This is a genomic window from Runella aurantiaca (genome assembly GCF_003339505.1).
In the GTDB taxonomy this organism is placed as follows: domain Bacteria; phylum Bacteroidota; class Bacteroidia; order Cytophagales; family Spirosomataceae; genus Runella; species Runella aurantiaca.
In genome coordinates, this window is sequence record NZ_QPIW01000003.1 from 1 (window position 1) to 19411 (window position 19411).

Here is a 19411-nt window from a genome sequence, read left to right on the forward strand (position 1 = left end):
CAAAATTTCTTCGATAACTTGCCAACGGGCATCGGATAAAACCTCATAACAGGTTTGCATAGATTATAAGTTTGGTCGCTCATAAGATATGATTCCGGTGCCTTTTTCCAAAATTTAAACATGCTCTTATCATAGATTGTACCAAAAGCATAATTTGTGATAATTTCTCTTACAGAAAAATAGCCAATTGGGATGTTTTTATTTGTGTTTTGAGGGATATTTTGCGAAGTGGCGATTGAAGTTACCCGGATGTAAGGTTTACAACCGAAGTGATAAAAAAGTAGGCACGTCTCTAAACGACATGACCCCGTCTCAAGGAGACGGGGTCAATGCTACACACTTTACCCTACTTTGAAAATTATTTTAAAGCTATCGAATAGCTCGTTTGTTGCTTTTCCATAACATTGAGTACAGTCAGTATGAATTGCTCTTTGAAGAGTTTTTTCGACTGTTATTTCGACCACTAAATTAGTATGAATTTGAACACGGACGGCGTTGTTTTAGCTCAAAAAACCGTGAAACCTAACTATTGGCCGGTGAAATGACTATAAAAGCCGGTGAAATGACTGTATTGATGGGTGAATTTGTAGGCCTGTTTTTATCTTTTAGGCATAAATTTTGAAAACAAAATAAAAAATCCTCGATTGGACGAGGATTTTTGGAGTTCTTAAAACTGATTTTTTGGACTAGATAAGGATTCCTTGTCGAACCAACTCTTTGAAAATAAATTTCCCAAGCGCTTGTTTTGGATTGACGAAAGGAGGCTTTAAAAGGTAATTTTTTAGACCGTCAGAAATTTCGTAGGTTGAATAAAGTATCTTGTCAAACAATACTGGAGCGTCTTGTAGTTCAAAAATACTGTACCTACTAAAGTTGAATTCGTAATGAATTCTCTTGTATGCCGAATTTGGCGGTGACTGTAATGAATCTTCCCGGTTGATTAGTGCGTTGTGGATGTAGTTCCATCCTTCCCATTGTTCTGGATAGGAGGCCACATATTTGGCAAAAAAATCGAAAAGATACTGTAATGTCTTGGTTGAAAACTCTTCTCTGGAAGTACCCGGCTCCGCTTTTATGGCCTCACCCGCATAAAGCATATTGGTGCGGTCGGGCTTGCGGTACGAAACAACGGGGACGAGTGGCACGCCAGTGATGTAACTAAGATAGGTCATCCCTTTGCGTGCGTTAATTTTTTGACTTAGAAAGTCTACTGGGTCAAGTTTTTCATCTCCTGTACCAGTGTTGCCATCTAAGTATACTAACAGTGATCTGCCAGATTTAAGCTCACGGACCAACTTTAGTAAAATTTGAGGGTCTTCTGCATTTAATACACTTACCTCACTGGTGGTATCATATTTCTCTTTCATGCGAGCGGTATAGCTCATCATGGATTCGATTTGTTTACTATAAACGTCCTGCCTGACGATGGTAGAGAAGTTGTGCCCCATCCGGATAAGCAGGTTTGCAATGATTCTATAAGAACCTAAGTGAAACGTACAGAAAATCTGAGGCGTTTTGTTGGATTTAAGCGATTTTATATTGCCTTTGACATCGCAGAAATCACCAATTTGCAGTAAATTGCGTTCGAAACTTTCAAAGGCTAAATTAGTCAGTAGACTTTTGAAAAGTTCGGCATGTTCTGATGGGGGGATTTCTGGGAGAAAGTTGGTAAGGTTGGCCGAAAAAATAGCAAACCTTACCGTATAACCTTCCTCTTCGTGTAAATTCACTCGGTTGAGCGCGTCTTCACAGTCAAGAAGTGCACGTTTATAATTGGCCAAATCCGAGGTTCTCATGCGATTATAATTAAAGAGCTAATGATTGTTCTGCCTGCTTCTCAAGTGAGATACCGTAGCAAGAAGCCATTGGATCTTTATCACCGAAATTTAGGAGGCGGCTTGATTCGTTTTTAGCATAGAATTTGCCTTCTTTGATGAATGAGTTCAAAGCTTTTTTTGGTTGGATGCTGAATGACTTTTTCATAATTGTTGTGTTTTGAATTAAGTGAAATAATGATTTTAAAATATTGATTTACAATTCCTTGTGTTAAAAGATTTTGCTATATTTATCGTTCTAATCTTTCGACAATGCAAAGGTAGAGTACATCTAAGTTGCAGCCTATCCGTACTAATTGCTATATTTGTAGTGCTTTATAGTCATTATTGACTATTTTGTGTACTTATGCAGTAGTCAAAGTGTGAAAGTTGAAGTTGTTATCAGGTAGTGTAGAGCGTTTTTTGTTATTATGAGTTCACTGACTCTGACTCGGTCTCTTTACCGGAGCCCACAAAATGGATTGATTTTCTTGCTGGTGATAGTCCTCTTCTTTGAGATCATAGGATGGGCTATTTCACCAGCCAATAAGCTATATACCTACAGCTCCTACCAAACGCTCTTCTCTTACTTAAAGAATTTATTCTTGGGTTTACTTGCACCTGAATTTTGTACGCTCTATATAATGGTGTTTTTAATTGATGTATTCCACCGTTTTCTCGGAATTAGGAAGGTAAATATCAATTTCTCATCCATGATTAAATACGAGGCGGCATTTCTGCCTTTGTTTTTTATCTCTTTCTTTTTATTCTTCCCGATTACCTTACACGTTCGCTTTTTACTGAGAGAGTTTCCTAACTATTCTTTACATCGCTACATTGAATTGTACGTTTTTCAAGGGTTTACTCTCCAAACCTATCTGATGTATCTGCCGTTTGTGGTGTTGTTAGGATATATATTAGTAAATGCATCATTGGTCAAGGATTTTTTAGAAAGTGGGAATTCTTCCCAAGTAAAAATTACTCCGATTATCCCCACTACTACCGTTTTTATACCAATAGAGCCCCCAACCCCTACGGTACAAGAAGGAGGAGTTGAAAAGAAAGAAGCGTACCCGCGAGTCATTGAAGCCAAGACGGGTACGGGAGATGTTTATCTGAAACTAGAGGAATGCTACTACTTTGAGACAGATGAGGAGCGGTATTATGTCATACATCCAAAGGGACGTTTCCGGGTCATGAAACCCTTATCTGTTTTAGAAGAAGAGTTAGACCCATTACATTTCTTCAGGGTTCACCGTAGCTACATCATTAACTTGGACCATCTTGATAGCTATATTTATTGGGAAAAAGGTAAATATATAGTTTATATCAAAACGGCTGCCGAGATTAAAGAGATGATGATGTCTCGCCAACGTTTCCCCGCCTTCAAAGATGCTCTTGCTGCCAACCGGAGCAGGTAATGCCCTTTTTTATAACGTATTGATGTGAGATTTGATTTGTAAACCAAATTTCAGCAATTGTCGGTTACTCGAAAGTCCTAGCTTGTGGATTAAGTTCTGTTTGTGATTGGCTAATGTTCGGTAGCTAATACAAAGTGAATCAGAGATTTCATAACCCGTTAATCCTTCCGTTACTAAATAAAGAATCTGCTTCTCTCGATTGGTTAATGTTTTCAGTTTTTGCTGCGTATCGCTGTCAATCTCATTAAGGCCCTGTTTCTTTATTAAGTCTTTGAATCCGTCGCTGTAATATTTTGATTGCGTCTGGATGTAAATGAGGCATTTGTAGAGTTCCTCCAAACGGTCTTCCGAGTACAAATATCCCTGAAAATTGGCGTCGAGAGCTTTGGTTAATTCTTTTGAATTAGAGTTGTTGAAGTAAAGAACCAGTTTGGGCGGACTTGACGATTCCGAAAGTTCTTTTAACAAATGATTGGTTTCTTTGCCAATTAAATTTGCTTCAACAATAACGCACTTGGGCTTTTTGGTGTGGATTTTTTGGATTAGGTCATCGAGTTCATTGGCACGTCCAACTACATCAAATCCTTCTCGCTCCAGAAGTTTGCTTAATACTTCGCATGAAAACGGTTCCTCTTTTGCTACCAATACAGAAGAGTCAAGTTTGCGAATTCTCATTTCATTGTTTTTCATAGTCGTTTTTTGAGGATAGTTCAAGCGGTTTGGTATGAAGATACATTAAGGTATACCCAAAACACAAGTTTTTTCCGTGAAGCCTACCTTTTTATCCGTGAAATGACTATGAATTTAATGTTTCACGGATACTATAATAAAAAAGCCTCATAGTAAATGAGGCTTTTTGGGATATAATTTAGCTTAAAAAACATTAAAACTGTTCTGTTTTTGAGAAGTAAAAGCTACCTTCAAGAGCGGCATTTTCGTCGGAGTCAGAGCCGTGAACGGCGTTTGCTTCGATAGACTTTGCAAACAATTTTCGGATGGTTCCTTCGGCTGCTTGGGCTGGGTTGGTTGCTCCAATCAAAGTGCGAAAGTCAGCGACTGCGTTTTCTTTCTCCAAGATGGCCGCATAAATCGGACCTGAGGACATATAGCTGCAAAGATCATTGTAAAAAGGCCGCTCGGCGTGTACGGCATAAAACTCACCAGCCCGCTCTTTGGTCAACAACGTCTTTTTCAACGCTACAATTCGGAATCCTGCTTCTTCAATTAATTTGAGAATAGCCCCTGAGTTACCATCCGCAACGGCGTCTGGCTTAATCATCGTAAATGTTCGGTTAGTCGTCATTTGTTGGTTCATTTGTAGTTAAAAACAATTTTTGAGCAGCGGATAATGACTGCCTCATACCAGAACACTATTGGTTAGGTACATAACATGGGACAAAATAACGTAGCTGTCCTTCTAAAAAACGCCCCAAAATTAGGAAGTCTATGCGGCTTTCGGAAACATTTCAATGAAAGTTACTAACTTTGCAGGCTATGCAACAGTGGAACGCCTTTTACGAGCTTATTAATTCGGATTCAAAACGTTTTGTGATTCTTACCCACCAAAATCCCGACGCAGATGCGATTGGGTCGTCGTTGGGGTGGAAATTGTACCTTCAGAAAAAAGGACACACCGCTACGGTTATTGTTCCTAATGAATGCCCATCAAATTTGCGTTGGATGCCCGATTATGCCGAGGTGATTACATTTGATCAAAATGCACAGACGGTTGCTCAATCCAAAAAACTTCTCCAAGAAGCTGATGTCATCTGTTGTTTAGATTTTAATGCATTGCATCGAATCAAAGGCTTGGGGAGTTTGGCGCAAAGCTCGGAGGCAACTAAAATATTGATTGACCATCATTTGGAGCCAGAACCGTTTGCTGATTTTGCGTTTTCAGACACCACCAAGGCCGCGACTGCTCAGTATATTTGGGAAATTATTAAACAGATGGGTGATGCCGAATTGGTAGATAAACCCATGGCAGAATGCTTATATGCTGGTATCATGACCGATACTGGTTCTTTCAGACATGGTAACACTACGCCCGAAGTACACTTAGCGGTGGCCGATTTGATGAGGACGGGCTTGAATACTAATTATGTTCATCGGGCAATTTTTGATAATAACTCATTGGGGAGAACCCGACTGCTGGGGTACGTATTGTCGGAAAAACTTACTTGGCTGCCCGAATATCGCACCGTTTATATGACCCTTTCACTGGAGGAGCTCAAACGGTTTAATTCCGAAATTGGAGATACAGAGGGAATTGTCAATTTTGGCCTTTCGCTCGAAAACGTTGTCATGGCTGTATTGCTCATTGAGCGCCGGGATGAAATAAAACTGTCGTTTCGTTCGGTACAAGATTTTTCGGTTCGCGAACTTGCCAACAAATACTTTTCAGGAGGAGGGCACAAAAATGCTTCGGGCGGACGTACGAGCACGAGCTTACCCGAAACGGTAAATTTGCTTTTATCCATCTTGCCCGAATACCAAACCCAACTTTTAAACGTTGAGAAATAGTTTGGTTGTCAATACCTTACCTAAATTAAGCATTAAATATTAATAAAATCAATCACAAATAACGCATAACAATTAACTGTGCAAGAGCACTCATTTCATGAAATTTAAATCAATACTTTCTTTGTTTGCGGCGGGAGCCTTGCTTGCTGCGTGTAACAATCGCGTCAGTGTAAGCGATACAGGCTTAAAATACCAAATTCATGACCAAAAAGGTGATGGCCGCAAACCCAAAATCGGTGATATATTGACAGTACAATTGGTACTGAAAAACAGCCGTGACTCGGTGTTGCGGGATACCTATAAAGAAGGCCGCCCCCTTCAGGTGATGCTCCAAACGCCTCCGTTCAAAGGCTCTTTTGAAGAAGGCTTGGCTATGCTTGCCAAAGGCGACAGCGCTTCCTTTTTTGTAAGTGCGGACTCTCTCTTTACGCGCATGATGCAGCCTTTGCCTCCAGGCATTGCTAAAGGCACAGACATTCAGTTTACGGTAAAAGTCATTGAAGTTCAGAACGAGCAGGAATTCCAAAAAGGACAAGCCGCCGCTCGTGAAGGACAGGTAAAGGTCGATGCCAAAATCATTGATGCCTATGTAGCCAAAAATTCTTTGAAAACCGTTGAAACGCCATCGGGGTTAAACTACGTAATCGTAAAAGAAGGCGATGGAGTTAAGCCTGTGGCAGGCAATATGGTATCTGTTCATTACGTTGGAAAGTTGTTGGATGGCAAAGAATTTGACAGTTCTTACAAAAATCCGCAGAGTGGTGGCAAACCCGTTGATTTTCCAATTGGCCAGGGAATGGTTATTCCAGGCTGGGAAGAAGGAATCATGAACATGAAAAAAGGCGGCAAAAGCACGTTTATTATCCCATCAAGCTTGGCTTATGGTGAGGCTGGTTCTCCGGGTACTATTCCACCAAACTCCGTATTAGTGTTTGATGTTGAGCTTGTAGATGTTAAGAATGCGCCCAAGCAGCAATAAATAGTTGTTAGTGAACAGTGATTAGTGAGTCGTTTTTTGAATGGCAGCACCCACAAACCACCTCTCCCTAATCACTTTTATATAATTACTTAATTACAAATTATCTAATAAACCAGAATGAAGGGGACGTTAATTTTAGGGTTAGCAGTAAGCTTAGCTGTTACAATTGTAGCTTGCGAGCAAACCGAAGAAGCCTTTCAAGACCGTAAAACACGCGACAATAAAGCGGAAATACGGAGCTATCTGCTCGCTAACAACATACAGGCAGACAGTCTTCGGAATGGATTGCATTTCAGTATCCTGAATGCAAATGCGAATGCTCAAAAACCCCAGGTAGGCGATGAGATTACGTTTCGTTACATTGCCCGACGCCTAGATGGTACTATCGTTGATAGTAGTCAAGTAGGAATAAATGATGTATATATTCGGTCTTTTAATTCTAACGATATTACGGCGGCGGGGTATGCAATGACTTACCGCTTCAATGCAGTACCTTCGTTTGAAGAGCTTTTAGCGGCACCACAGGAAAAAGTAAGGGAGGGAGACAAAGTCTCACTGTTTGTTCCGTGGTCGTTGAGAGGAACGGGTGATGTATCGTTGTTGGCACCTTTATATATTCCAATTCGATACGATTTGGATATTCTTAAAGTGAGAACTGAAGAGGAGCAAATTGATGATTTTGTGGCGTTGAACAAAATTCAGGGATTGGAAAAAAATCCAACGAATGGCCTTCGATTTGTTAAAACCAAAGCGTATCCTGATTCTGCACTGATTGCCGTTAATACCACCGTCAGTGTGACTTATACGGGAAAATTGATTAGGAATGGAGTACAATTTGATGCTGGAACGATCGACGTAAGTGTGGTGGACCCCACGGGTAATGCCTCTGGAGGAGTAGTAAAAGGCTTCAACGACGGAGTGGCAAAGCTCCGATTCGGTGAAAAGGCAATTGTCATTTTTCCATCGGCACTTGGCTACTCAGTACAAGGCAGTGCTGGAAAAATTCCTGCGTATTCGCCGCTTTATTTTGAAATAGAAGCCAAACGAAAATAATTACTTTACTGAAAGCGGCGTTAGCGTCGCTTTTTTTATGTTCAATTTTATGCAACTCTGTTTTGCCACCAACAATGCCCATAAGCTGGCAGAAATTAAGGCGCTTTTAGGGGAAACTTTTGCGCTCAAAACATTGAAAGAAATTGGCTGTGAGGAAGAACTCCCCGAAACAACCGATACCATTGAAGGTAACTCTCGCCAAAAAGCCGAATACGTTTGGGAACATTTTGGCGTCGATTGCTTTGCCGATGATTCAGGACTCGAAATTGCCGCCCTCAACGGCGCGCCGGGCGTACATTCGGCCTATTATGGTGGTTCAAGGGATTTTCAGGGCAATATCGCGCGGGTATTGGAAGAACTGAAATCGGAGCATGACCGAAGCGCACGGTTCAAAACCGTTATTACGTTGGTTGTTCAGGGCAAGGTCTATCAATTTGAAGGGGTTATCACTGGTCAGTTGCTGAAAGAACAACGCGGAAGTCAAGGATTTGGGTATGACCCTATTTTTGTTCCAGATGGCCACGAACGAACGTTTGCAGAAATGTCGATTGAGGAAAAAGGCAAAATCAGCCATCGTTCTCGAGCTTTTGCCCAATTGGTCGATTTCTTAAAGTCTTATTCTGAAGACTAAATTATAAGAAGTAAAAGTATTTTGTATTTTCTTTTCCAGCTCAACTGCATCACCTTATGATGATTGGTTGAGATAGGCTATTTTACGTGTGCGCATAGATTGAGAAACATTCTTTCCGTAAAATCACTGCTATTGATTACGTCTTTTTAGTATTTTTACTTTTCCTTGAATTATTATACCTCTAACAGCGCCTGTCGCTTTTTGCCACTCCACGTATGCATTATCGTCTCTACTCCGACAATCCCGAAAGCCGTTATATTGAAGTAGAGTGTCGTATCAAAACGGAGGAAACCAGCACCCTTGAGGTTCAGCTGCCCGCGTGGCGGCCGGGAAGGTATGAATTACAGAATTTTGCCAAGAATATTCAACGATTCGGGGTTTTTAATAACGTCGGAAATCCGCTTCTGTTCAAAAAAATAACCAAAGACCGCTGGCGGATTCAGACCCAGGGAGAAACGGAGATTGTAATACGGTACAACTATTACAGCGCCGTTCTAAACGCTGGAAGTAGCTATGTGAGCGAAGAATTTTGGTACGTCAATCCTGTTAATCTGTGTCTTTATACCGACCAAAATCTCCACGAGCCCTGTACATTGGAATTGGTCATTCCCGATGATTTTGTGGTGGCCTGTGGTCTAAAGCAGATTTCAGAAACTACCCAAATTGAGGGAAAAACGCTGCTGGCGAAGGATTATTATGAGTTGGTGGACAGCCCTTTGTTGGCGTCGCCCACCATTCAAAGTCGGTCTTATAAAATCAATACGACCACGTTTTATGTTTGGATGCAGGGAAACATAAAGCCCAATTGGCACCAAATCTTAATTGATTTTGAAAAATTTACCGCTGCCCAAGTCAGCACGATGGGCGATTTTCCAGAATCTGAATACCACTTTTTAAACCTGATTCTTTCCACTCCTTTTTACCATGGCGTAGAGCATCGGCATTCGACCATGATTGTCTTAGGCCCTGATGATGAGGGAGAAGGCTTGTATACCGACTTGCTAGGGGTAAGCTCACACGAGCTGTTTCATGCCTGGAACATTATCAGGATACGGCCACAAGAACTCTTGCCGTACGATTTTACGAAAGAAAATTACTTTACCACCTGTTTTGTAGCCGAAGGGGTGACCACCTATTACGGAGATTTGTTTTTGCGACGTTCGGGCGTGTTTGATGATGTGGCCTATTACCGTGAACTTCAGGTATATATGAAGCGACATTTTGAAAACAACCGTGATGCGCAGCAATCCTTGGCGGAGTCGTCGTGGGATTTGTGGTTGGATGGATACGAAAAAGGAATTCCTAAGCGCAAAGTGTCGGTGTATCATAAAGGTGCTTTGGTAGCGTTAATATTGGACATTACGATTCGCAAAAATCATCAGCATAAAAAATCTTTAGATGATGTAATGCGGTTGATGTGGCAACGTTTTGGCATACCATTTGTAGGATACTCGTTTGAAGATTATCAATCTGTGGTGGAAGAAGTGGCAGGGGAGTCTTTGGATTGGTATTGGAAAGATTGTATTTTGAGTAACATCCCTCTTGAAAATCACCTTAATCATGCTCTTTCGTGGGTAGGTCTCCAAATGGTTACGTTTAGTGACGGAACGGTACATTTGCAAGAATTGGAGAACGAAAGGGCTATTTTACAAAGAAATAAATGGCTGAATAGCGATGTTTAGCCAAAATATCAGCATATTAGTTTGTTTTTTATATATTTATCACTTATTCATTGGGATATAAAATCAAGTACACAAATGAAAATAACGCCGATTGAGATTCGCCAGCATACGTTTCAAAGAGTCTTACGTGGATATGACATGGAGGAGGTTGGGGCATTCTTGACGTCCCTGTCCAATGAATGGGAGCGAGTATTGAACGAAAACAAGCTGCTGAAAATGCAATTGGAGATTGCGGAAAAAGACTTGAATAAGCTTCGTGAAGTGGAATTGACGATGTTCAGGATGCTCAAAACGGCAGAAGATACCAGTGCTCAAATGACCGAACAGGCCAAAGTGGCCGCCGAGCAATACATTGAAGATGCCCGTCAAAAAGGAGAAGAACTGGTAAACGATGCCCGCAAAAAGGCGAATATGTTGGTCGTTGATGCTGAAAGTCAATCCAAATACGTGCGCGAAGAAATCCTTGGGGAGTTTAAAAACCACGAGCGGGATTTCAAAGCCATGGAAAAATACCGCGACAATTTAATTGTTCAGTTAAAAGCCCTTGCCAACAATACCGTTGATAGCATCGAGCGTTTTGAAAAGAAATTTTCTCAGGCTACCGTTCAGGAAAAATTTGAGGATTTACGAATTCAGGTGAGTGATTCTCTTAAAGTCGGAGAAGAAGGCCAAAAAGCACGATTGGAATTGGAAAAAGCAGTAGAAGAGGTTGTGGAAGGGGAAACGCAAGGGGCGGAAGAAGGCGCGGATGAAGTAGAAAATGAAGTAATGGCCGAAGCGACGGAAGAAGTAACCGACGCGGCCGAAGTGGCGGCAGTGGAAGAAATCAAGGAAGAGGAAGCCCCAGAAGAACCGTCGGAAGAAGAAAAACAAGCCGAAAAAGATAAAAAAACGAAGGAAGAAGGGTCGTTTTTTGACCAGATTGGGTAATTAAATACAGAAAAAAAACGGGTTACGTTTTTCTAACCTTTAACTTTTAACCATACTTTGGGGACAGTTTCGCTCGAAGGAATCGAATTCTTCGCTTATCACGGCACTTCGGAAGAAGAGCAAAAAATAGGAAATAAATTTTCAATAGACGTAACCATCACGACCGACTTTAGTGAAGCAGCCCGTTATGACCGCCTGAAAGGTACCGTAAATTATGAGGTTATATATCGGGTCGTGGCGCAGGTAATGCAAAAATCCAGTCGACTTTTGGAGCACATCGCCTACAATATTATTGATGAAATACGAAAGGCGTACCCGTCGGTAGAAACAATAGAAGTGAGTGTTTCGAAGTTTAACCCTCCCGTGGGAGGAGTCTGCGCCCGGTCACGGATTACGCTGAAAGGATAAAAAGTAGAGGCGCAACTTTTGCGTCTCTACGTCAAAAAGAAATCTTTTTTACCACCCGTCTTGGCAACAAGACGGGTTTCTTTTATGATAATGTGTTGGCTCATGGCTTTGCACATGTCATAAATAGTCAACGCCGCTACGCTTGCACCCGTGAGGGCTTCCATTTCAATGCCCGTTTTGCCCGTTACACTTGCGGTGCAGATAATCTCTACTTCACGCGCCTCATTTACCATAATATCCACTTGGCAATTTTCTAATCCCAACGGGTGGCATAGTGGTATGAGTTCGCCCGTGCGTTTGGCGGCCATCACGCCCGCAATGACGGCCGTTTGAAAAACAGGGCCTTTTTTTGTGTGAATTTCGTCGTTTTGTAGCAAATCCATGATTTCGTCGCCCAGCACCACAATACTGCGGGCTTTTGCAACACGTTTGGTGACGGCTTTTTCCGATACATCCACCATACTTGGATTTCCTTCGGAATTTAAATGAGTAAGAGACATTCGTTCGTTTGTTTTAAATACAAAATACGTAAAGAATACGTTAACAGTGACTATTACTTTATCGTTATCTAATTTTAATCATTTTATGATTGCCCACCGTTTAGTACCATTGTACCTTTGTAACGAAAGTTAAAAGTAAAGTAACGCAAAAATCAGTATGTTAACTCAGATAAACAGTCTTCTTTGGGAACTCCTCAGCGCGCAGCTTACGACCTCAGAAGCCGATTGGCTATCAGCGAAGGGAGAAGCTGAACCGTTGGAATTGATGACGGCTTTTGTGGCGGCGCCCCGTTTTTTGGCCAAACGCACGGTAAAGCCAACGGTGCAGCAGACCATAGAGTTAAACGAGATTCTACCTGGATTTTCGGTGGAAGATTGGGGCATTGTACGGCTGAGCCGTGTGTGGTTGTTGAGTTGTTTGGAGGCTGCTGATAAAGAAGAATATTGTCGCCACATTGAAACCCTGTTTGATACCGCCGAAATGAACGAGCTAGTGGCGCTTTACTCGGCGCTTCCCGTGTTGAACTACCCCGAAAAATGGCTTTTTAGGGCCACTGATGCCGTACGTTCCAACATGGGAGTGGTGTTTGATGCCATTGCCTTGCGAAATCCGTATCCGACAAAACACTTTACCGAACTGGCTTGGAATCAGCTCGTGCTCAAAACCATATTCAACGATAAACCTATTCATTTTATCGTAGGGTTGGACGAACGAGCCAACAAAAATTTGGCCCTTACGCTTTCTGATTTTGCCCACGAACGCTGGGCGGCGGGTAGGATGGTGGCACCGCAGGTGTGGCGATTGGTGAGTAAATTTTTGAATGAAGAACTTCTCCCCGATATGGAGCAGCTGTTTAAGTCACCTTCCATCCACGACCAACAGGCGGCGGCCCTTACTTGTCATCATTCAGAGTATGAACCCGCGAAGCAATTGCTTGCCAACTACCCTGATTTGGAAAAAAATGTCCACCATAACCAATTGACTTGGACCCACCTTGAATTTATTGATCTTAATACTTATGTGCCTAACCGATAAAGATTTAACGCAGAACCCCTCCCATTTTGAGGAGACCGAAGAGATTGTCACCCATCGCGATATGGGCTGGGACGATTACCGGGAATTGATTCGTGGAATGCGCTTTTTTGACCCGCATATTCACATGGTGTCCCGGACCACCGACGACTACGAAGCCATGCGTGATGCTGGCATCGTAGGACTGATTGAGCCTGCTTTTTGGGTAGGCCAACCGCGTACTGGACTTTCTACCTTTAAGGACTATTATAGCAGTTTGGTGGGCTGGGAGCGTTTTAGATCGTCGCAGTTTGGGATTAAGCATTATTGTACCATTGGTCTCAACTCGCGCGAAGCCAACAACGAACCGCTGGCTGAGCAAGTGATGGAGATTTTGCCACTGTACTTATATAAAGAAGGCGTTGTGGGCGTGGGAGAAATTGGTTTTGACGACCAAACCGCCGCCGAAGAAAAATACTATCGTCTTCAGTTGGAGTTGGCAAAAAAAGCAAAACTGCCCGTACAAATCCATACCCCGCACCGCGACAAGAAAAAAGGAACGGAGCGAAGCATGGCCATTGCCCTCGAACACGGCCTTGACCCGTCGTGGGTGATTGTGGATCACAACAACGAAGAAACTGTCAAGAGCGTATTAGACCAAGGCTTTTGGGCGGCGTTTACCATTTATCCTTTTACCAAAATGGGCAATGAACGCATGGTAAAAGTAGTGGAACATTATGGACCTAATCAAATCATGGTTAATTCGGCCGCTGATTGGGGGATTTCTGACCCGCTGGCGATTCCTAAAACCGCCGCTTTGATGAAAATGCGCGGCATTCCAGACGAAACCATTCGACTCGTGACCTACCAAAATGCCATTGATGCTTTTGCAAAAAGTGGTCAAATTGACGTCAGTGATTTTGAAAATGGCCTCAATGTAGACCAAAGTGAGAAGTTTAACGGAAATACCATTTTACGGGGCGGCCAGCAACCCCGCGTTGCCAAAGATTCTTTAGTAATTCGATAACGTGAGCGTCATAAAACCATACCTGCAACTTACCCGTCCGGCCAATATTGTCACGGCCATTGCTGATATATTGGCTGGAATGGCCATTGCCCAATTTACGTTTGGAGCGAGTCCAGCGTATTGGTTGGTACTTTCTACGGTGGGCCTATACGGTGGTGGAGTGGTGATGAATGATGTATTTGATGCTCAACTGGATGCCATTGAGCGCCCAGAGCGCCCCATTCCGAGTGGGAGAGTACCTATCCGGTCGGCGGCTTTTATGGGCCTTTCGTTGCTGATTTTAGGGGTAGTTTCGGCGGCACTTTTCAGCGTATTGAGCGGCATAATTGCCCTTGTAGTGGCGCTATTGGCCATTTTATATGACCGTTACGCCAAGCACAGCGCGGTCTTTGGGCCATTGACAATGGGGTTTTGTCGGGGTGGAAATCTACTTTTGGGCATGAGTGCCGTTAGTTCGTCATTGTCCGAATGGGGGTGGTTGGCGATGGTGCCGATTGCCTACATTGGTGCCATTACGCTCATCAGTCAGGACGAAGTCCACGGCGGCAAGCGCCGCTCGCTTTACATTGCGGCCTCGCTTTATACCACAGTTCATGCCATTCAGTTTTTGGTGGCGGTCAATGAAGGAAACGGCGCAATGGCGTTGCTGCTTATTGTGTTGCACGCCCTAATGGTAGGGCGTCCTTTGTGGAATGCGTTCCAAAATCCGATTGGCCCCAACATTGGAAAAGCGGTAAAAGCAGGTGTACTTTCTCTTATTATAATGAATGCTGCTTGGTGCATTGCCTTTGGGAACTGGCCCGTAGCACTTGGTGTTCTTTTATTACTTCCATTATCCATACTGTTAGCCCGTATATTTGCGGTAACCTAGCGAATTTTAAACTTATGCAGACCCTACAACAATCATTTCAGGTTCCTTATACCTATTCCATTTTTTTTACCAAAGGACTGTTTGACCCACAAAACAATACGATAAGGAGCTTTTTTAATTCCTTTGGTGAGGCTGGTTTTCAACGTAAAGCACTTTTTGTGATTGACGGTGGCTTTTTGGCGCACTACCCAACGCTTGAAAAAGAGATTATTGCTTATTTCGCGACCTTGGAAGATGCGGTAAAATTAGTACCTGACATCATCGTGCTGCCCGGTGGAGAAGCTGCCAAAAATGACCCTGCCTTGTTTGATAAGATTGTGGAAGCCATTGACGAATACGGCATTGACCGTCATTCGTTTGTTGTTGGCGTCGGCGGAGGTGCTATGTTGGATTTAGTGGGCTACGCCGCTGCCGTATCGCACCGTGGAGTGAAGCACATTCGTATTCCGACCACCGTTCTTTCGCAAAATGATTCGGGGGTTGGGGTTAAAAACGGAATTAATTATCAAGGAAAGAAAAACTTTTTGGGGACGTTTGCACCACCCGTAGCGGTCTTTAATGACCTTTCTTTTTTACAAAGCCTCGACGACCGTGATTGGCGCTCGGGTATTGCCGAAGCTATAAAAGTGGCTTTAATCAAAGATAAAGCCTTTTTTGAGTGGATTGAGGCCAATGCCGAAGCCCTCGCCCACCGCAATGAAGAGGTGATGGCCTACCAGATTCACCGTTGTGCCGAAATGCACGTTGAGCATATTCGCAGCGGTGATCCGTTTGAGTTTGGCTCGTCGCGTCCCTTGGATTTTGGGCACTGGGCGGCGCATAAATTGGAATATCTCACTGATTTTCAGATTCGCCACGGTGAGGCCGTTGCCATTGGAATTGCCTTAGACAGCGTGTATTCAGTCAAAGTGGGGAGATTGAGCCACGACGAATTGCAACGAATTTTGAACGTTATTCAAAAACTCGGTTTTGATTTGTACCACCCCAAACTAGCCGAAAATGATAAAATCAACCTACGTAATGGCCTGCGGGAGTTTCGGGAACATTTGGGCGGCCGCCTGACCATCATGCTGCTCGACCGAATCGGCAAAGGTGTGGAAGTCCACGAAATGGACGCAGACCTCATAGCCGAAGCCGTAGATTATTTAGAAGGGCATTATTCGAGTTTGTTGATGAGTTAAAAGATGAATGAAAAACGGCGTTTTTAGAGAAACTCCCTGTCTATTTTTATTGCTAAAAAATTACTTTGTCACCCTGTAAAAGCCAAAAAGCCTTACGTGGGTGACAAAGTAATTTTGGGCCACCTACTGCTTTTGTTAATCAAAAACTGGTATTCCAAAACCAAACCATTTCTTCCCCCTAGCGACAATGCAAACTCCACACGGACACCTCACTTATTGCAGCAATATTCACCCTGGCGAACGTTGGGATGAGCATTTTAAGACTTTACAGGACAATCTCCCGTTTATAAAAAATCAACTTTCATCCAATGGGCCTTTTGCGTTAGGTTTGCGTCTGGCCAATGATGCGTCTATTGAACTCTCCAATCCCGAGCGACTGGCAGAATTCAAAACATGGTTGGCTGCTAACGATATTTACGTGTTCACGATGAACGGGTTTCCCTACGGCGGCTTCCATGCCACACGCGTCAAAGACGATGTACATACGCCCGACTGGACGACCACAGACCGCACCGAATATACCAAACGCCTCTTCAAAATCTTAGCGCAACTGCTTCCCGAAGGCATGGAGGGTGGTGTTTCTACCTCTCCGTTGTCGTACCGCTATTGGTGGCAGGGCGAAGAAGAGACCCAGCAAGCCATCAAAATCGCCACCGAAAATATTCTTCAAGTGGCCGAAACATTGATAGAGCTTCGTCGTACTACGGGTAAAGTAATGCACCTCGACATTGAGCCAGAGCCTGATGGAATCTTGGAAAACGGGCAGGAATTTATCGACTGGTACGCCGATTATTTTTTACCGAAGGGCATTGCACATTTACAAGAAACCCACAATTTTTCGCCCGAAGACGCCAAAGAAGCGCTGCTGACGCACATTCAACTGTGCTACGATGTGTGCCATTTTGCGGTGAGCTATGAAGAACCACAAGTCATTGTTAATCAATTGAATGAGTTGGGTATCCGCGTCGGAAAAATCCAAATCAGCTCGGCCATTAAGATTGATTTACGAGAAAACAGGGAAGAAAAACTAAAAGCGATTCAGTCTTTTGACGAGCCAGTGTATTTGCATCAAGTTGTTGCTAAAAACATGGATGGCACTTTTCAGAAATACCGTGATTTACCAGAAGCTTTAGCGGCAGATACCGACCAACAAACAGAGTGGCGTATTCACTTTCACGTACCGCTATTTATTGAGTCTTATGGCTTACTTGATTCTACCCAAGGTGACATCGTAAATACCCTCAACGTACAAAAAGCCACGCCTTTTACGCAGCATTTGGAAGTAGAAACCTACACGTGGGGTGTATTGCCCGCCGATATGCAAAAGCCAATCGGTGAGTCGATTGTACGGGAGTTGGAATGGGTGCGTGGGCAATTGTAGTCTATTATATTTTAACAACATGCAAAAAACCGTCGTCATAGATATTGTAGGGTTGAGTGCCAACCTGTTGGGAGAACATACTCCTTTTTTGAGTAACTACGTTAAGGCGCGTCATATTACGCCCATTAAACCCGTTTTACCCGCCGTTACTACCACGTCTCAAAGTTGCTACGTAACGGGAAAATGGCCTTCGGAACACGGTATTGTGGCCAACGGCTGGTACGACCGCGACGATGCCGAAGTGAAATTTTGGAAGCAGTCCAATAAACTCGTGAAAGCCGACAAGATTTGGGACGCGGCTAAGCGCCAAGACCCATTGTTTACATGCTCCAAAATGTTTTGGTGGTACAACATGTATTCTACCGCCGATTATTCCGTTACGCCTCGTCCCCAATACCACGCCGATGGCGTGAAAGCCCCTGATTGCTACGCCTATCCCGCGAGTCTGCGCGATGAATTGCAGACAGATTTAGGACAATTTCCGTTGTTTAACTTTTGGGGCCCCAACGCCAACATCAAATCAACGAAGTGGATTGCTGATGCGTCGATGTGGGTGGACAACAAACATAACCCTACGCTTACGCTCATCTATTTGCCGCATTTGGATTATTGTTTACAAAAATTTGGCCCTGATTTCTCTAAAATCAGTAAAGAATTAAACGAAATAGACCAGATTGTGGAGGAGTTGGTGCGGTTTTACGAAGCCAAAAACACCAAAATTATCTTACTTTCGGAATATGGTATCAACGCCGTTAATCGGCCCGTTCACATCAATCGGATTTTGCGCGAAGAAGGGTTGATTGCGGTTCGTACCGAACGTTGGTACGAGCTCTTGGATGCGGGCGCTTCCCAAGCCTTTGCCACCGCCGACCATCAGATTGCGCACATTTACCTCAACGACCCGTCGGTAAAAGAGCAAGTGAAAAAGCGGCTAGAACAGACGCCGGGTATCGAAATGGTGTTGGACGAAGCAGGCAAAAAGGCCCATCACCTCGACCACGAGCGCTCGGGCGATTTGGTTGCGGTAGCCGCTCCTGACAGTTGGTTTACTTATTATTACTGGTTCGACGACGCCAAAGCACCCGATTACGCGCATTTGGTTGATATTCACCGCAAGCCCGGCTATGACCCCGTCGAGATGTTTATGGACCCTAAAAATCCATTTATCAAACTGCGGGCAGGTTACAAATTGGGTCGTAAACTGATGGGTTTTAGATACTTAATGGATGTGATTCCCTTAGATGCTACCTTGGTCAAAGGCTCGCACGGGGGCATCAGCGCACCCAAAGAGTTTTACCCGATTTGTGTCACTGACCAGCCGTTACCCAAAAAAGAATTGGAAGCGGTGGAGGTGTATGATGTGATTTGGGAGCATTTGATTTCCTGAAAAGTAGTGCATCAACTTTTATCCACTACCCCTATGAAGCATTTCCTCAAATCTCTGCTACTGATTGTAGGAGGATTGTTTATTGCCAATAGCTGTAAACCAAAAGAAGATCTACTGCCTGCACCCACTACAGAAGGGCTCAATACATTTGGTTGTAAAATCAATAGCAAGGTTTGGATAGCCAACGGCATTCGTAATGACCAAGGCCCCGCTGCCAAGGCCATAGATGTAGAATTCAGGCAACTGAGTGCTACTACTTTTTATTTGGTCATTCACACCAATGCAAATACCAAAGACCGTGTTCAACTATCGCTTCCCAAAGGTGTGTTGGGCACCAATCTATTGGAATATCGATATGACGAGCCTTTTGCCATTTATTATGATAAGAGTTTTAGACTTTTTACATCAAAATCGGGAAAAGTAGTCATCACTCGATTGGATACGATCAATCAGATTGTGTCAGGAACGTTCGAATTTGAAGGGGAATACATTGTTACCAAAGAAAAAGTGAAGATTACCGAAGGGCGGTTCGACATCAATATGAATAAGCTGTAATCAAGTCTTTTCTTAAAGGGTAAGCTAAGGCTCTTAGCGGGTCAAGGATTAAGCCC

General features: G+C 43.4%; 20 protein-coding genes. 15 read left to right on the top strand and 5 right to left on the bottom strand.

The window, feature by feature from the left end; genetic code table 11:
* Positions 1–686: 686 nt before the first annotated feature.
* Together DVG78_RS05430 and DVG78_RS30015 are read right to left on the bottom strand one after the other, a co-directional pair.
* Positions 687–1796 carry an LpxL/LpxP family acyltransferase gene (locus tag DVG78_RS05430; RefSeq protein WP_114460062.1) on the bottom strand — a complete coding sequence of 370 codons (1110 nt, stop codon included), beginning with the start codon at positions 1794–1796 and terminating at the stop codon, positions 687–689.
* Between the two features lie 10 nt (positions 1797–1806).
* Positions 1807–1983, bottom strand: a complete 177-nt coding sequence (locus DVG78_RS30015) for a hypothetical protein (protein WP_158549974.1) — start codon at positions 1981–1983, stop codon at positions 1807–1809.
* 544 nt (positions 1984–2527) lie between these two features.
* Here DVG78_RS30015 and DVG78_RS05435 point away from each other — a divergent pair.
* On the top strand, positions 2528–3235 hold the full coding sequence (locus DVG78_RS05435) for a LytR/AlgR family response regulator transcription factor (protein WP_158549975.1): 708 nt from the start codon (positions 2528–2530) through the stop codon (positions 3233–3235).
* Positions 3236–3244: 9 nt separating this feature from the next.
* Here the strand turns inward: DVG78_RS05435 and DVG78_RS05440 are convergent, their stop codons facing one another.
* The gene (locus DVG78_RS05440; RefSeq protein WP_158549976.1) at positions 3245–3910 is read right to left on the bottom strand and encodes a response regulator transcription factor; all 666 of its coding nucleotides are present in this window, start codon (positions 3908–3910) and stop codon (positions 3245–3247) included.
* Between the two features lie 208 nt (positions 3911–4118).
* On the bottom strand, positions 4119–4538 hold the full coding sequence (locus tag DVG78_RS05445) for a nucleoside-diphosphate kinase (RefSeq protein ID WP_114460352.1): 420 nt from the start codon (positions 4536–4538) through the stop codon (positions 4119–4121).
* 191 nt (positions 4539–4729) lie between these two features.
* Between DVG78_RS05445 and DVG78_RS05450 the strand changes: the two genes are divergently transcribed.
* From DVG78_RS05450 to folB, 7 genes are all read left to right on the top strand, one after another.
* Complete coding sequence (locus DVG78_RS05450) at positions 4730–5758, top strand: DHH family phosphoesterase (RefSeq protein WP_114460065.1); 1029 nt, start codon at positions 4730–4732, stop codon at positions 5756–5758.
* 97 nt (positions 5759–5855) lie between these two features.
* Positions 5856–6737 (top strand): FKBP-type peptidyl-prolyl cis-trans isomerase, encoded by an 882-nt coding sequence (locus DVG78_RS05455; protein ID WP_114068748.1) that lies wholly within the window; start codon positions 5856–5858, stop codon positions 6735–6737.
* 117 nt (positions 6738–6854) lie between these two features.
* Positions 6855–7790: an FKBP-type peptidyl-prolyl cis-trans isomerase gene (locus tag DVG78_RS05460; protein WP_114460066.1), complete on the top strand. Its 936-nt coding sequence runs from the start codon at positions 6855–6857 to the stop codon at positions 7788–7790.
* 49 nt (positions 7791–7839) lie between these two features.
* Entirely contained in the window at positions 7840–8421 is a 582-nt protein-coding gene (gene rdgB / locus DVG78_RS05465; protein ID WP_114460353.1) for an RdgB/HAM1 family non-canonical purine NTP pyrophosphatase, read from the top strand.
* 215 nt (positions 8422–8636) lie between these two features.
* Positions 8637–10103 (top strand): M61 family metallopeptidase, encoded by a 1467-nt coding sequence (locus DVG78_RS05470; RefSeq protein ID WP_114460067.1) that lies wholly within the window; start codon positions 8637–8639, stop codon positions 10101–10103.
* Between the two features lie 75 nt (positions 10104–10178).
* Positions 10179–11033, top strand: a complete 855-nt coding sequence (locus DVG78_RS05475) for a DivIVA domain-containing protein (protein ID WP_114460068.1) — start codon at positions 10179–10181, stop codon at positions 11031–11033.
* 57 nt (positions 11034–11090) lie between these two features.
* Complete coding sequence (folB, locus tag DVG78_RS05480) at positions 11091–11441, top strand: dihydroneopterin aldolase (RefSeq protein WP_114460069.1); 351 nt, start codon at positions 11091–11093, stop codon at positions 11439–11441.
* A 26-nt stretch (positions 11442–11467) separates the two neighbouring features.
* Here folB and moaC read toward each other — a convergent pair whose 3' ends face one another.
* Positions 11468–11941 (bottom strand): cyclic pyranopterin monophosphate synthase MoaC, encoded by a 474-nt coding sequence (moaC, locus tag DVG78_RS05485; protein WP_114460070.1) that lies wholly within the window; start codon positions 11939–11941, stop codon positions 11468–11470.
* A 157-nt stretch (positions 11942–12098) separates the two neighbouring features.
* Here moaC and DVG78_RS05490 point away from each other — a divergent pair, with 157 nt between their 5' ends.
* The 7 genes from DVG78_RS05490 to DVG78_RS05520 all read left to right on the top strand — a co-directional run bounded on the left by DVG78_RS05490 (position 12099) and on the right by DVG78_RS05520 (position 19355).
* The gene (locus DVG78_RS05490; protein ID WP_114460071.1) at positions 12099–12977 is read left to right on the top strand and encodes an EboA domain-containing protein; all 879 of its coding nucleotides are present in this window, start codon (positions 12099–12101) and stop codon (positions 12975–12977) included.
* Positions 12961–13980, top strand: a complete 1020-nt coding sequence (locus tag DVG78_RS05495) for a TatD family hydrolase (RefSeq protein WP_114460072.1) — start codon at positions 12961–12963, stop codon at positions 13978–13980. The genes DVG78_RS05490 and DVG78_RS05495 overlap by 17 nt, the downstream gene beginning before the upstream one ends.
* 1 nt (position 13981) lies before the next feature.
* Positions 13982–14851 carry a UbiA-like protein EboC gene (gene eboC, locus DVG78_RS05500; RefSeq protein WP_114460073.1) on the top strand — a complete coding sequence of 290 codons (870 nt, stop codon included), beginning with the start codon at positions 13982–13984 and terminating at the stop codon, positions 14849–14851.
* A gap of 14 nt (positions 14852–14865) precedes the next feature.
* Positions 14866–16032 carry a 3-dehydroquinate synthase gene (locus DVG78_RS05505; RefSeq protein WP_114460074.1) on the top strand — a complete coding sequence of 389 codons (1167 nt, stop codon included), beginning with the start codon at positions 14866–14868 and terminating at the stop codon, positions 16030–16032.
* A gap of 187 nt (positions 16033–16219) precedes the next feature.
* Positions 16220–17413, top strand: coding sequence for a metabolite traffic protein EboE (eboE, locus tag DVG78_RS05510; RefSeq protein ID WP_114460075.1), 1194 nt, complete (start codon positions 16220–16222; stop codon positions 17411–17413).
* A 19-nt stretch (positions 17414–17432) separates the two neighbouring features.
* A complete protein-coding gene (locus DVG78_RS05515; protein WP_114460076.1) occupies positions 17433–18800 on the top strand; it encodes an alkaline phosphatase family protein in 1368 nt (455 codons plus the stop codon).
* Positions 18801–18833: 33 nt separating this feature from the next.
* Complete coding sequence (locus DVG78_RS05520; RefSeq protein WP_114460077.1) at positions 18834–19355, top strand: Riean_0653 family protein; 522 nt, start codon at positions 18834–18836, stop codon at positions 19353–19355.
* Positions 19356–19411 lie beyond the last annotated feature (56 nt).